The following is a 14,736-nucleotide window of genomic DNA, read 5'->3' on the forward strand; positions in this document are numbered from 1 at the left end:
CGCATACTTCCCCGGCCGCCGCCGCTCCGACCGGCCACGGCATCGACGTCCCCCTGCTCACTACCTCAGCTGATGCCACTGCCACCACGGCTGCAGCTGCCGCCTCCGCTGAAAGCGTTTACCCAGCTGTCGCTATGGGTCGTTGCCATGTGGGGCCGCCCTCAGGGTGGTCTTTCGCGGCCCGGATCACCCGGCACGGTGCGCACGGAAAAACGCCGTGACACCGCCCTTACAGGTCGTTTCACAATGAGAATGACGAGGACTGCTGTCATGCTCGGCTTCGTCCGTAAGATCGCTGCATGCCTGCTGACGAACGTGTAACTCGGTCCATGTGTCGTGTCCAGCCCATATCGGATCCTCGGCCGATGTCGGAGCTGCCTCAGCAGATCTGGTCGGATGAGGACTGGGAGCGGATCCAGCGTGGCTACGCGTCGCGGGACATGGACGAGAAATGGGACGTCTTCACAGAGGGTGAGGTCGTCTTCCTGCATCGAAGCTGGACAGGTAACGGAGTCTTCGCGGCGACCTTCGCGCCGGTTGATGGCGGTGGATGGCGGATCGCCAGCGCTGTGGTGGAGCGTGAGCCGAGCGCTATGGAAACACAGACGATGTCTACGACTGCGTCATGCTCGAGTTGGTGATCACAGCCATCGTGCCCGGCCAACCAGCACCTGAGCTCCGCTCAAGGCTGGTGGAGTTGACCCGTCGGAAGTCGCGCTCTGCTGACGCTCCGGCCGGCGTGATTCAGCACAGCGCCCTGGGACTGCGCTCAGACTCCTAGTCGATCACTTGGAGCGCCGGACCGACGTCGGATGCATATGAGGCTGCAGGCCAGTTCAAGCAGGCCCTGGTGGAGGTCGGCGCGTCGTTCGTAGCGGGTGCGGAGTCGTTTGAACTGGTGCAGCCAGGCGAAGGCGCGCTCGACAGCCCAGCGCACCTTGCCCAACCCGGAGCCGTGGGTGATGCCGCGTCGCGCGATCAACGGCTTGATGCCCCGTTTCCACAGCAGGCGGCGGTACTTGTCGAAGTCGTAGCCTCGGTCCGCATACAGACGCCGGGGCTGTCGGCGGGGGCGCCCCCGCTGGCCCCCGATCGACGGGACGGCGTCGAGTAGCGGCAGGAGCTGGGTAACGTCGTGCCGGTTGCCGCCGGTGAGGGTGACGGCGAGCGGGGTTCCGTGGCGGTCAACGATCAGGTGGTGCTTGGAACCGGGGCGGGCGCGGTCGACGGGTGAGGGGCCGACGTGGTCCCCCCTTTGAGAGCTCGGACGTGTGAGCCGTCCACGGCACAGTCGTCCAGGTCCAGCAGTTCGGCGCGGCGCAGCTCGGTCAGCAGGGCGGCGTGCAGGCGGGGCCAGACGCCGGCCTCGGTCCAGTCCCGCAGCCGGCGCCAGGCCGTCACGCCGGAACAGCCCACGGCCTCCGCCGGGACGTCCCGCCAGGCGACACCGGTCCGCAGCACGAACAGGACGCCAGCGAGTGCTGTTCGGTCAGGAACACGCAACCGCCCCGGATGCCGGTGGCGCCGCTCGGGAGCGGGCGGCAGCAACGGGGCCACCCGCTCCCACAAGTCGTCAGGAACAAGATCAGCACGCACCTCGGACACCCTGCCGACCAAGATCGACAAGCGCAAGACCCACAACTCAACTCATTCCGAAACGATCAGTTAGCAAACGGTTACGTAAGGTTGCGGCGGTGTGGAAGCCAGGGGGAAAGCGGTTACGAGCATTTGTGCAGGTGCGGAGCTAAGGAAACCGGTTACACAACGGGAGCCGGACGCCCTGCAGTCCTCCGCGGACTCACCGGGCCGGGACGGCAATCACTTCCCGGCCCAGAGGTTACGGCAATCCGGTCGCGTCCCGGCCCGACTCCCCCTCGGGCTCCGGCCTCTCACCTGCGAAGCCTTAGGATCCTCGCTGAACCCTGCCCGTCCCGGCACACAAGGCGGTCCCCATGCCACGAGTCGGCCTCACCACCGACCGCCTCGTCGAGGCCGCCGCCGACCTGGCCGACGAAGCGGGTTTCGAGAACGTCAGCATCTCGGCACTGGCACGACGGTTCGGAGTGAAGGACGCAAGCCTGTACTCCCATGTGAGGAGCCTGCGCGAACTGCGCACACGGCTGGCGCTGCTCGTCGGCGGAGAGATGATCGACCGAATCGCCGTGGCCGTGGTCGGACTGGCCGGCAAGGATGCGCTGGTCGCCTTCGCAGGCGCCTACCGGGAGTACGCCCTGCGCCACCCGGGCCGGTACGCCGCCACCCAGATCCGCATCGATCAGGAACTCGACCGGGAACTGACCGCCAACTCCCCTGCCCTGCGCCGGACCGGCGAGATCACCTACGGAATGCTCCGCGCGTACGGACTCGACGAACCCGACCTCACCGACGCCGTCCGCCTGCTGCGCAGCACGTTTCACGGCTACTGCATGCTGGAGGCCGGCGGCGCCTTCGGCGCTCCGCGGGACGTGCAGCGGTCGTGGGACAAAGCGATCGCTGCACTGCACACGGCGCTCACTCACTGGCCGCGGGAGGAGTCCTGATGCGACGCACACCCAGGTCGGCGAGGCCCGGGGCCGCGGATCCGGTGGGAGAGCAGAGGACATCGAGCGGAACGTCGAGCCGGGGGAGACGAGCGCGGCGATCTGCCGGTCGTCGGCCGACCCTGGGACGAACACTGCTACGGCACAAGCCTGTTGACGTGCATCGAGCCGGCACAGCGTTTCGGCTTCGTCTTGGGCTCCTAGTACTGCAACGGTGTCTACCGTGACTGCTGGCCAGGTTCGTCGTTGGTGTGATTATGGGTGGGGACCTTGCTGATGCGCGTGTGTGGGCGAGTGAACTGGATGCGGTGCACGGGCGGTTCGTGCACCGGTTCAGCCGGTCGGAGCCACGGGAGTCGGCGCTGGCCTATATGCGGGGGCTGATCGCTCCGCTGCAGCGCAAGAACGGCTGGACCCTGGCCGAGGAGGCAGGCCACGGCGGGCCAGACCGTATCCAGCGGATGCTGAACCGAATCGAGTGGGACGCCGACGAGGTCCTCGACGACGTACGCCGCTACGTGGTCGACCATCTCGGGGACCGCGAAGCGGTGCTCATCGTCGACGACACCGGCTTCCTGAAGAAGGGCACCCGCTCGGCCGGGGTCCAACGGCAGTACTCCGGTACCGCCGGACGGACCGAGAACTGCCAGGTCGGGGTCTTTCTCGCCTACGCCACCGGCCGAGGACGGACCCTGATCGACCGGCGGCTGTATCTGCCCACGTCCTGGACGGACGACCGGGAACGCTGCCGGCGGGCGGGCATCGGTGACGAGGTCGCCTTCGAGACGAAGGTGGCCATGGCCAAGGCGATGGTCCGCAAGGCCATCGCGGACCGGATCCCGTTTCGGTGGGTGACCGCGGATGCCGCCTACGGCTTCAGCAAGGGCTGGCGCTTCGAACTCGAGCAGGCCGATGTCTTCCACGTCATGGCCACCACCCGGCACGACACCGTCGTCACCCGCTGGGCACTCGACCACCCCGTCCACGACCTGTTTCCCAACCTGCCACGGCAGAAATGGAAGCGCCGTTCCTGCGGCGAGGGGGCACACGGCCGACGGATCTACGACTGGGCCCGCGTCGAGGTGAGGCCCTGGCACCGCGAAGACCGCAGGCACTGGGTCATCGCCCGCCGCAGCGTGAGCAGGCCCGAGGAAATCTCCTACTACGTCGCCTACTGTCCCGCCGACACCACCCTGGATCAGCTGATCCGCATCGCCGGCAGCCGCTGGGCGGTGGAGGAGTGCTTCCAGACCGCCAAGCAGGAGTGCGGCCTGGACGACTACCAAGTCCGCCGCTACCCCGGCTGGCACCGCCACATGACCCTCGCCATGGCCGCCCACGCCTGCCTCACCGTTCTGCGGGCCCGCCAGATGGACACGGAGAAAGCAGAAACGGATCCTCCCAGGTCATCCACCTCAGCCTCGCCGAGATCAGACGCCTGATCGCCCGCCGCAGCCACTACAAACGACGCGGACACAGCCCCTGAACTGCCTAGCAATCAGAACAAACACCGTTGCAGTACTAGCCAGTGCGCGACCGCGCGCGGTGACGAACAGGCCGATTGCGGCCGACGTGACAGCCGTGATCTTCGCGGCATGCCGGTTGAGGACTCTCCTCCCGTCATCGAGGTCGAATGCCGACCACACCTACCGCCGCCGACTGACGCGGGAAGTCGCCCGGTCCGTCCGGATCATCGCTGACACCGTTTTCGTCACCGACCGACAGCACAAGGTTGCGAACCGAGTACCAGCGCCAGCTTGAGGATCACCGAGGCGCGACCGACCACCACGATGTCGCGGCCCCCTGGTCTGAAGCCGTGCAGCCGAAGCGGAAGTACTGCTCCGAGCCGCTCGCCCAGCGGACGGTCAGGTCGTGGGCGTCGTGGGCATCGTGGATGTCATCGACAGTCGCCCTCCTCACCTCTACGGACACCAAATCCCCGAAAGGCGGGGGGTTGTGCTCGGCAGTGAGTCGGGCCAACGCGACGAAAAGCGTCGGGCCGTGTCCCACCGTGCCCGAAAGCCTGGAGTCGTCGCCGGTCAGTCCGTACACGCCCGCAAGGTCGGTCCGTTCGTTTCCGTCTTCCGCCGGTCCCCAACCCGTGACGTGTACGGCCGTCCCCGGTGCCGCGCCGGATACGAGATGAGCCCGAACCTCCACCGCCCCCTCTGCCACCACCAGACTCGTGAGCTCGGCTCCGGAACTCAGCGCGTGCCGGGAGGCCGCCCAGCCCTCCCCTGCACCGAGAGGAACGATGCCCTCGCGGCTCGAATCATCCCCGACCGTGACAGAGTTGTCCGGCGGCGAACTCCGCGGCCTGGTGACGGTGGAGTAGGCAAAGCGCGTGTAGAACGGGTCGTAACGAACGTCCTCACTGCCGTGATTGTGCAAGCGGACCAGACCGTCGGAGCTGGTGGACTGCAGCAGCCAGTTGGGGCCGGCAACGGGTGTGACCTCGTTCTGCCTTTCTGCAGGTCCCGCTTCCTCCTGCGCCGTCCACACCGGGTGATCCGACGGGAGCAGCAAGCCCAAGAAACCCTTGCTGGCCCAGTAAGGGGAGGCCGGTCCGGAGTAGCCCTGCAGAACCGACTCGTCGGGTCCGTGCCAGCCGAGCGTCAGCAGTCCCTGATCGTCCACTGCGTCTCGCTCCAGGAAGTACTTCAACGCGCCCGAGGCCAGACGACGGGTCTCGCCGGGAGGCAACGGAGTGTGGTCGGTCAGCGCGCCCAGCCACAGCGGTGCGGTGGTGGCGAACCGGTAGGTGAGGGAACGGCCCTGGTGCAGGGGTGCTCCGTCACCGCCGAAAAGGCGTGCGTAGTCGGCGAGATGCGTCTGGAGGCGACCTCCGTAGAGGCTGAGCAGATCACGGTCGTCGGCCAGCCAGGCGTGGAGCACCGGGTAGAGGTGCATCGCCCAGCCGTTGTAGTAGTCGAAAGCACGGCCAGGGCCGTCGGTGTACCAGCCGTCACCGACGTACCACTGCTCGATGCGTTCCAGGCCGCGGTCGATCGCCTTGCGGGAGGCCCCTGCTTCGTGACCCACCTCTTCAAGGAAGCCGCCTACCGTGACCGGGAAGAGCTCCCAGTTGCAGGGCCACGCTGCGGCGGTCAGCGCATCGGCCAGCCAGTCCGCCACGCGCTGCTGAACGCCGTCGTCGAGACGGTCCCAGAGCAGCGGACGGGTCAGGCGCAGTGCAAGGGCGATCGATGCGGCCTCTACCAGGGGTTGACTCCGGTCCTCGATGCGGGGCCAGACACCGGAGACCCCTGCCGCAAGACCGGTTGCGTAGCGTTCCAGCGCTGTCTCGTCGCGGCGGAAGGCTGCCAGCAGAAGGGTGCGGGCATATCCCTCCAGTCCGTCGGAGAGGCGACCGGACCAGCTCTCCCGGGAGCCGGGAAAGTGGTAGAGAGCACGATCCTCGGTGGCGTAGGGCTCCACCGAGGCGAGCAGTGCGTCAGCGGCCGCCTGCCAGTGAGTGCGGGTGTATCCGGTGCGGGGACTGAGGGCGGCATCGGGCGCGGGAAGGTACATCTGTTGTTTCTTTCCTTAGCGGCCTGGTCGGAGCCTGTCATGTCAGGACCTGGGGGCGTCCCGGTTCCGGTCGAGGCGCCCCCAGGCGCTCATCCCACCTGCACAGCCGCCTTCGACACCAGATGCCGGGCGACGAGTTCGTCGCGGACCAGGCCCGCGTAGAGCGTGGCGCCGTTCAGGGAGGTGTGTGTGTTGTCGCGCTTCTCGTTGTAGAGGTAGAGCGCCTTGGATTTCTCGGCTCCCAGTGACTCCACCAACGCCTTGGTCTTGGCCGTCAGATCAACCAACGGGACGCCCCACGCGGCGGCGACAGAGCGGATCACCGCCGGGTGGTCGACACCAAGCCCGTTGACCAACAGAGCCGTTGGGTTGTTCAGGGTGCCGTCTGCGTTGAACCAACGGCGGACTATGGGGGTCACCAGTACCGGCCGTCCGCCCTTATCCCTCACCCCTGTCACCAGTTTCTCGAGGTTCGCGCGGTAGGTCGTCCCGTCGGTTGTCTTGTCGTTGTGGGCGAGCTGGACCAGGACGAGGTCGCCGGGGCGGATCAGCGGCTGAACGGTGGCCCACAGCAGGGGGTTCCCCAGATACGTGACCGTACTCTCGCCGGAATCGGCGTAGTTGGCGACCGTGATGCCCTTGCTCAAGTACTGCGGGAGTTGCTGACCCCAGCCGGTGTACGGATCGGCAGGTTGGTCACAGACGGTGGAGTCACCGATGAGGATGATCTGCCGAACGTGCCGGGCCGGAGTGACCCTGATGTCCGCCAGCGCCGGCGCTGAGCCGCCGAGCGCCAGGTCCAGCCCGGGAGTGCCGACCGCTCCCGTCGGTTCGCCCTCGGGGCTACGGACGTCGACCGTGAAGCTGCGGACGATGCGGGCACCAGCCGGGACGGCGGTCTCGGGCAGCATCGCACGCCGGGTCTCCGCGTTGACGCTGGTGCTCGACTCGCCGTCGCCGCCGAGGACGACCCTCACGTCATAGGAGTCGGGAGGGACGTCGAAGTGGCATGCGGTGGGGGTGCAGTGGTCGATACCGAGGGGCGCCGGATCTCCGTGAGCAGTTGCGGGTGCGGCCGTGAGGGCGGCCGTCAGGGTCAGTGCCGCCATTACGGCCATGTTGAAACGTCTCACGTGCGGCTCCTCCGTCACGGGAACAGGGGCTGGCGACCGGACGATAGCGCCTTCTGTAAGCGCTTTCTAGGATGTGGAACGATCTCACAAGATTGCCCGCCCCGCGCGAGTGAAAGCCCTTTCGCGAAATCGATTCAACTGTCACGCTCTCAGGCACCCGCACCCCCACACCTCTCGAAGGAGGCACCCCCATGTCCGGATCCGACAACCACAGGCCGGTCCGACGCCGCACCTTCGTCCTCGGCGCCGCCGCCGGTTCGGCCGCGCTCGCCGGGCCGCTCGCCGTCCCGGCCACCGCGGCGGCCTTCGGCTACAGCGACGACGGCTCCAACTACGTCGTCGACTCCGGCGCCGCCCTGGTCTTCAAAGTCAGCAAGACCACCGGCGATCTGACGTCGCTGATCTACCGAGGCACCGAATACCAGGGCTACGGCGGCATGAACTCGCACATCGAGTCGGGCCTCGGCAGTTCCACCGTGACGATCGCACGGTCCGGTTCGACGATCCTGATCTCGGTCACACACGGGACCCTCAAGCACTACTACGCAGCGCGCAGCGGCGAAAACAACGTGTACATGTGGACCAACAAGGCTGATACCTCCGTTTCCGCAACCCGTTACATCGTGCGTGTCAAGGCGGGCCGGTTCCTGAACGACGAGCCCGACTCCTACACCTACACGACCAGCACCATCGAGGCTTCCGACGTCTTCGCGAAGTCAGACGGTCAGACCCGCTCCAAGCACTACTCCAGGCTCCGCGTCATCGACTACGACTACATCGGCTGGACGGCAGGCAACGTCGGGCTGTGGATCGTGCGCAGCAACCACGAGAAGGCCTCCGGTGGACCGTTCTACCGCTCCCTGCTGCGCCACCAGAGCGCCGACGGCGGAGGCCTGTACGAAATCCTTTACTACGGACAGAACCAGACCGAGGAGCAACGCTTCGGCCTCCAGGGCCCGTACGTGATCGCCTTCACTGACGGCGGTGCGCCCTCCTCCTCGCTCTTCCCCGGAAACCTGACCACATCCTGGGCCGACTCGCTCGGCATCTCCGGCTATGTCGGTGCGAGCGGACGCGGCCGGGTCGCGGGGGTCGGCATCACCGGACGCGACGCGGCCTACCCGTACACGATCGGTCTCGCCAACGCGGCAGCACAGTACTGGGGTTCGGCACGGCTGTCCGACGGCTACTTCTCCATCGCCGGGGTGCTGCCCGGGACGTACACGCTTACCGTCCACAAGAGCGAGCTGGCCGTGTACAACACGCAGGTGACCGTGTCCGCCGGCGGGACGACAACCCTGAACTCGATCGCCGTCCCGTCGTCGAACGATCCGAGCAACGCGAGCGCGATCTGGCGCATCAACGACTGGACCGGCACCCCGAGCGGCTTCAAGAACGCCGACCTCATGACGTACGCCCACCCCTCGGACGTACGGGCCTCCGCCTGGACCGGCAACGTGGTGATCGGCAGCGGCAGCCAGACTTCGGCCTTCCCCTGTTACATCTGGAAGGACGTCAACAGCGGTCTGCTCGTGTACTTCAAACTGACCGCAGCCCAGGCCGCCTCCGCACACACCTTGCGCATCGGCGTGACGACGGCCTACGCCAACGGACGTCCACAGGTCGTCGTCAACGACACCTGGACCTCGGCCATCCCCTACCCGCCCACCCAGCCGAACACCCGGTCCCTGACGAACGGGTCCTATCGGGGGAACAACCACACGTTCAGCTACAGCGTTCCGGCGAGCGCATGGCTCACGGACACCAGCCGGTACAACGTGCTGAAAATCAACGTGGTGAGCGGTTCGGGGTCGACCTCCTACCTCAGCGCGGGCACCTCGATCGACGCAATCGACCTGCTGAACTGAGGCATTCTCATGAACCTCGTGTCCACTGCTGGTTGGTACCGCCGTTGCATGTGTACGTAATGACGGCTGCCGAGTTGGCGGTGGACGCGCCATTCACGTCCAGACACCCTCCGCCGGCTCGCGACTTGACGTTCACGTAGTTCCCGGACGTCGTGAGCGACCACTGTTGACTGGTGGTCGTGGCGTTGCAGTCCTCCTGGGTGACCGTGCTCGCGTTCGCCTGCACGCACAGAGAACTGTTCCTGACGATCAACTGGTAGTAACCGCTGTCGATCGACTTGAACCAGTACTTCTGGTTGTTTCCGCCGTTGCAGTCGTACTGCTTGATCTGAGCTCCCGACCACAGGGACTGACTCGTCACGTCGGCACACTTGCCGCTGTGCCGGGCGATGAGCGTGTTGTACGTGGCACTCGTGCCGGTGACCGTTCCGAGGGCCGTGTCGACGGTGACCTCGGGGGCCCACGACATCGACAGCGAGGTGGACGTGGGGAAGGCGAGTGGCAGCCACACATAGCGGGAGTCGTTGACGGTGCCGCCGAAGGAGTTGCCCCAGCGGTCACCCAGGTACAGGTAGGAGGTGCCCGACGTTCCCTGGACCGGCAGCACGTATGCGGTCTGCGAGCCGTACGCCGTCGAGTCTCCGACGTTGGTCATGGCCGTCCAGGGTCCGGCGAGGGAGGTCGCTGTCGCGTACTGCTGCTGATTGGGGTTCCAGCCGGTAGCCGCCGAAGTGAGCATGAAGTAGACGCCGTTGCGCTTGAACAGTGCGGGCGCCTCTCGGTGACCACCGTGCCAGGGGTCGGCGACCAGATCTGCGATACCGGTGTAGTCGGCTGTCAGCCGGTAGATCTGCAGGTCGTAGTTCTCGCGCGCGGCCGAGACCATGTACCCGGTACCGTCGGTGTCCACAAAGACCGTGATGTCACGGGACATGTGCTGGTCGAGCGGGCGGAAGCTGCCCTGCCAGGTGTAGTTCCCGTCAACGGTGTCCGACACGGCGACAGCGGCCCGGGCCTCGCTGTAGTCGACGCCGTTCTCCTTGTGCATCCACATCACGTACTTGCCGGTTGCGGCGTTGTACATGACCTTCGGTCGCTCGATGTTGGCGGTGGCCAGTTCGAAGGCGCTCGACTGGGTGAGGACGTGGTTGCGGAACTCCCAGTTCTTCAGGTCTGTGGAGCGGTAGGCGTCCACGTACCGGAAGGTGTTGTCGGCGTTGCGGTTCTCGCCGAACCAGTAGTAGAAGGAACCGACTTTGAGGACCCCTCCACCGTGGGCGTGCACAGGGCCGCCCGAAGTGTCGGTGAACTGCGTGCCGTTGATGATAGTCATGGGCGCCGCATGGGCAGGGCCCGCAGCGGCGAAAGCGCCGAACAGCGCCAGACAGAGGGCGAGCAGCGTCGCGTAGGCGCGTTTCATCTCACGCACTCTCCTTCACGGTGTCGGCGACAGGGCGCCGAAGTCGGGTGTGCCCTCCGGTGGCCGGGCGAAGGTTCGGATCGGAAGGCTGGGGCTGTGATCGCTCAGGACGAGCGGGTCGTCTTCTTGCCTCAGGGGTGTGGTGGATCAGGACGTCGGTCTCACCGCCATGCAGTCGTCAACGAGTGGTGTCCAACCTGGTCGGGTGCGCGCTCGGCGTCGAAGCGGCGAGCCCGCCGGACGAGGCCTCGGGTGTTGGCGAGTCCGGCCAGGTCCCTGAGTGACGCAGGACGCTCAGGTCGTAGGCGGGACGGATCACCGCGTCGTCGAAACAGCCGCCGAGACGGTCGTCTTCGGGTCAGTGCGGCGGCGGACGAGCGGGTTGGCGTACAAGCGGGTTGCCTCTCAGCGAGGGTCGCGTCCGGGACTGCGAACGGCATGTGGAGTGAGGAACGCCGAAAAGGTATGGGTGTGTTACGAGCAGGTCAACGGGTCTGACAGGACTTCATGGAAAGCCCTTTCTGGGATTTTCCGGCCGGATGGTGGGTTTCTGGCTCTCGAGGCTGGGTCGGCACCTCAAGAGAAGCAATTTTTCTGTTATCCGGCTCGCTGCGGCGCGTCTCCGAAGTGTGCGCAACCCTCTTCACACCTCAACCGCAGCCGTCGGCGCCTTGGCGGCCGTCGCAGCCCTCCTCGCGACCGGTCCCCCGGCCATGGCCGCCGACGTGCGGGACATCACCGCCGACGTACTGGCGAACCGGGATGTGATGCTCACCGGCGACTCGGCCGTGAGCGTGCCTTCCGGGACGACAACGTACAGCGGTGTGTTTCGCGGTCAGGGAACGCTCACCTTCCGAGGCGAAGGGACACTCGTTCTGAGCAGGGACAGTGACTTCACCCTGCCCACCGACCGCCGACAGCAGGTGGTGCGCACGCAGGGCGGCAACCACCCGTACACGACAGTCAGCTCCCCCGATCCGCCCGCGATCACCGTGGAGCGCGGAACAACGCTGCAGTACGGCACCGGTGGAGGTACAGGACTGATCGGACACTTCCCGTACAACACTCCCGGATACCGGCTCAACCAGCTCAACATCCGTGTCGACGGCACCCTCCGCCTGTCGCTGACCCGCACTTTCAACATCGGGACGATCAGCGGTTCAGGACTGATCACCCAGCCCCGCAACATGTGGGGCACGCTCGATCTGGCCGGCACGCACCCCTTCTCCGGCGTCATCGACAACGGCACCGGCATGGCGGTCGGCCGTCCCGAGTACCCGGTGTCACTGCCCAACGCCCGAGCGATCCTCAACCAGGGCTCCTGGATCATCGACACCCCGCTGCACCGGACGGTGACCCTGCGCCAGGACTTCTACCAACGGCAGTACGGCAGCGACGTCAACGTCCACACGCGGCCGGGCAGCAAGGTCGTTCTCACAGGGCAGTACAGCTACAGCGACCGGGGCGGCGACACCGCGCCCGCGCTCAGCGACCCGGACCTCAACTGGCGCGCCATCCCGCACCAGCTGAACAAACGCGGCACGAACATCGAGGGTGCGAACGTTCAGTGGGGCGACGGCACCACACACAAGATCTACATGCCGGGCACGAGGGACACCGTTTACATCAACTTGCACGAGGCCGGCGGACGGCGGTCGTTGCTGACGTTCGACTACAACGGGCCAGTCACCCTGGGGGCGCCGATCGGGGGCGGCAAGTACCACGACACGCTGGCCGCGCCCGGCGCAGGAGACGTCGTCATCGCCGGGACGAAGGGAAACGACGTCACCTTCGCGGCCGCGCAGTACTACGACGGTACGACGACCGTGCGGAAGGGAGCGATCCTGCGACTCGGCTCGGCGCAGGGGGACGGCTCCCTTCTCACCGGAACCGATCGGCGACGGATCGTCAACGACGGCACGCTCATCGTGCACAACACCAAGCAAGCGGTTTCCCTGTCCCGCCTCGGAGGCAGCGGCTCACTCGTGCAGTCCGGGCCCGCGACGACGACCCTCACAGGATCCGCGGTGACATACACCGGGACGACCACGGTCGTGCGGGGCACACTCGCGCTGGAGAACGGGGCGACGCTGGCCAACAGCAGGACTGTCCGGCTGACGTCCGCAGCAGCCCGGCTCGACCCCGGCAGCTCGGCCCTGCGGGTGACGAGCACGCTCGACGGCAAGGGAACCGTACTGGGCGCCGTGACGAACGAGGGCGTTGTCACGGGGGGCCTGACCGTAACCGGCGCTTACACACAGCGTGACGATGGGCAACTGGTGCTGGCGGACGCACCCTTGACGGTGGCAGGCAAGGTGAACCTGGCCGGCGGACTCGATCTGTCCCCCGCAGGAGCGGCCGCCGCGGCAACCGGTTCTGGTACCGCTTTCGGCAAAGCTTCCGCGTCGCGGCAATCCGACACCGCTTCCGGTGAGGCTTCCGAAACGACCGGCAGAGTACCGCTCCACACCATCACCATCCTGAATCACACCGGGAGCACACCCATCAGCGGGACCTTCGACGGCCTACGTGAGGGCGCCGAGGCGGAAATCGAAGGCACCGTTTACCGAATCAGTTACAAGGGAGGGGACGGTAATGACGTAGTCCTGTCAGCCTCGGCCTGGAGCCCTGCGGCAAAAGCGAGCAAGGGGCCTTTTTCACGAGCCGTCACGGCGGAATCGCGCAGCGCCGACGCGGCGGGGCCGAGCGCGTTCGGGTGGTGGCCGTACGTGCTAGGCGCCGGCCTGCTCGGTGCGCTGCTGGTTCCGAAGACCCGGCGCTCCCGGGGCGGTCCGCGCAACCGGGGAGGCCGGCACTCGGCTCCCAGGGGATGAGCTCTGGAACCCGAGCCGTGCACAGCTGGGAAACCTACGGCACCGCACCGCACTGGCCGAAGGGCGGTGCAGACACCGTCCGTCGCCCTGAGGGCGAGACGTGTCCGTGGCAGGTCCAGTTCAAGCGCCCGGGTTCCTCCAAAGGCACCGCTTCTGGAAGGGCCCGAACCCCGGGGTCTTCGCGATCACGGCAAACGGGATCGGAATCGATCGGTACAGCTGAGCGACCGGCGACAACCGCTGACGCCCGCAGAAGCAACAACTGCAACTGCTCTGCCGGCGATCAGGAACATTGCTGCGATCACGGGCACAGACATCCCACGATATGGTTCTCATGCTCACACGCTGGACACATCGGGCCGTGCTCGGCCCCTTCGGCTAGCGTCGTGACATGACCAGCGACATTCCCTCTCCCCTCGCGGAGACCTCCCTCGCCACGGCTCTCAGGACCGGAGCCGTCGTCCTCGACGGCGGCATGTCGAACCAGCTGGAGTCGGCCGGGCACGACCTGAGCGACGAGCTGTGGTCTGCGCGACTGCTCGCCGAACAACCCGACGCGATCATCGAGGCCCATCGCGCCTACTTCGAGTCGGGTGCGAACGTGGCGATCACCTCCAGCTACCAAGCCACGTTCGAGGGATTCGCGAAGCGGGGCATCGACCGCCGAGAGTCGGCCCGGCTGCTTACGCTGAGTGTGGAGCTGGCTCGGGAGGCAGCGCGACGGGCGCAGGACGAAGGGGTAAGGCACCCGCTGTGGGTTGCCGCGTCGGTCGGTCCGTACGGAGCGATGCTTGCCGACGGTTCCGAGTACCGAGGTCGTTACGGCCTGAGCGTCCGGGAACTGGAACGTTTCCACCGTCCCCGGTTGGAGGTGCTGGCCGCCGCCGCGCCCGATGTGTTGGCGCTGGAAACGGTTCCCGACGCCGACGAGGCCGAGGCATTGCTGCGGGCCGTGCGAGGACTCGGTGTGTCGGCCTGGCTCTCGTACTCGATCGCAGGAGTCCACACCCGCGCCGACCAGCCGCTGGAGGAGGCGTTCGCTCTGGCCGCTGACGCGGATGAGGTGATCGCGGTCGGCGTGAACTGCTGCGCACCCGAGGATGTGGACGCCGCCGTGACGATCGCGGCGCGAGTGACGGGCAAACCCGTCGTCGTCTACCCGAACAGCGGCGAAGCCTGGGACGCTGAGGCCCGCGCCTGGAGCGGCCGCTCCTCCTTCCTTCCCGAACAGGTTCTGGGCTGGCAGGAGTCGGGGGCCCGTCTCATCGGCGGTTGCTGCCGCGTCGGTCCCGAGGCAGTAGCCTCGATCGCCTCGACGCTGTCCTCCAGGTAGGGCCCGGGCCCGTTCCGTCGGCTTCCGCCGGCGCCCGGGATCGTAGAAGCGGTTGCTGCGGCTTTTCAGCCGGCTTG

General features: G+C 66.7%; 9 protein-coding genes and 1 pseudogene. 6 read left to right on the plus strand and 4 right to left on the minus strand.

The features are described from left to right. Positions 1 to 365 precede the first annotated feature (365 nt). A pseudogene (locus IE239_RS02530) lies at positions 366 to 781 on the plus strand (hypothetical protein). Here IE239_RS02530 and IE239_RS02535 read toward each other — a convergent pair. Beyond that, positions 770 to 1,596, minus strand: a protein-coding gene (locus IE239_RS02535) for an IS5 family transposase (protein ID WP_190147554.1) whose coding sequence is annotated in 2 segments (ribosomal slippage) — positions 770 to 1,257 and positions 1,257 to 1,596 — 828 coding nt in all. Because the reading frame shifts where the segments join, the coding sequence is not laid out codon by codon here. The pseudogene IE239_RS02530 and the gene IE239_RS02535 overlap by 12 nt on opposite strands. A gap of 356 nt (positions 1,597 to 1,952) precedes the next feature. Here IE239_RS02535 and IE239_RS02540 point away from each other — a divergent pair. Next, the gene (locus IE239_RS02540) at positions 1,953 to 2,540 is read left to right on the plus strand and encodes a TetR/AcrR family transcriptional regulator (RefSeq protein ID WP_190147555.1); all 588 of its coding nucleotides are present in this window, start codon (positions 1,953 to 1,955) and stop codon (positions 2,538 to 2,540) included. Between the two features lie 257 nt (positions 2,541 to 2,797). Further along, a complete protein-coding gene (locus IE239_RS02545) occupies positions 2,798 to 3,982 on the plus strand; it encodes an IS701 family transposase (RefSeq protein ID WP_190147733.1) in 1,185 nt (394 codons plus the stop codon). Between the two features lie 322 nt (positions 3,983 to 4,304). Here IE239_RS02545 and IE239_RS02550 read toward each other — a convergent pair whose 3' ends face one another. Then, complete coding sequence (locus IE239_RS02550) at positions 4,305 to 6,071, minus strand: DUF2264 domain-containing protein (protein ID WP_190147556.1); 1,767 nt, start codon at positions 6,069 to 6,071, stop codon at positions 4,305 to 4,307. Between the two features lie 89 nt (positions 6,072 to 6,160). Beyond that, on the minus strand, positions 6,161 to 7,204 hold the full coding sequence (locus IE239_RS02555) for a rhamnogalacturonan acetylesterase (protein WP_190147557.1): 1,044 nt from the start codon (positions 7,202 to 7,204) through the stop codon (positions 6,161 to 6,163). A 191-nt stretch (positions 7,205 to 7,395) separates the two neighbouring features. On the opposite strand from IE239_RS02555, the gene IE239_RS02560 reads away from it, so the two are divergent. Further along, positions 7,396 to 9,072, plus strand: coding sequence for a rhamnogalacturonan lyase B N-terminal domain-containing protein (locus IE239_RS02560; RefSeq protein ID WP_190147558.1), 1,677 nt, complete (start codon positions 7,396 to 7,398; stop codon positions 9,070 to 9,072). Between the two features lie 7 nt (positions 9,073 to 9,079). Here the strand turns inward: IE239_RS02560 and IE239_RS02565 are convergent, their stop codons facing one another. Then, the gene (locus IE239_RS02565) at positions 9,080 to 10,492 is read right to left on the minus strand and encodes an RICIN domain-containing protein (RefSeq protein WP_190147559.1); all 1,413 of its coding nucleotides are present in this window, start codon (positions 10,490 to 10,492) and stop codon (positions 9,080 to 9,082) included. Positions 10,493 to 11,031: 539 nt separating this feature from the next. Here IE239_RS02565 and IE239_RS02570 point away from each other — a divergent pair. After that, positions 11,032 to 13,326 (plus strand): autotransporter, encoded by a 2,295-nt coding sequence (locus IE239_RS02570; RefSeq protein ID WP_373308042.1) that lies wholly within the window; start codon positions 11,032 to 11,034, stop codon positions 13,324 to 13,326. A gap of 391 nt (positions 13,327 to 13,717) precedes the next feature. Next, on the plus strand, positions 13,718 to 14,659 hold the full coding sequence (gene mmuM / locus IE239_RS02575; RefSeq protein ID WP_190147560.1) for a homocysteine S-methyltransferase: 942 nt from the start codon (positions 13,718 to 13,720) through the stop codon (positions 14,657 to 14,659). The last annotated feature ends 77 nt before the right edge of the window (positions 14,660 to 14,736 follow it).

It is taken from the genome of Streptomyces humidus (assembly GCF_014649655.1).
GTDB classification, from domain to species: domain Bacteria; phylum Actinomycetota; class Actinomycetes; order Streptomycetales; family Streptomycetaceae; genus Streptomyces; species Streptomyces humidus.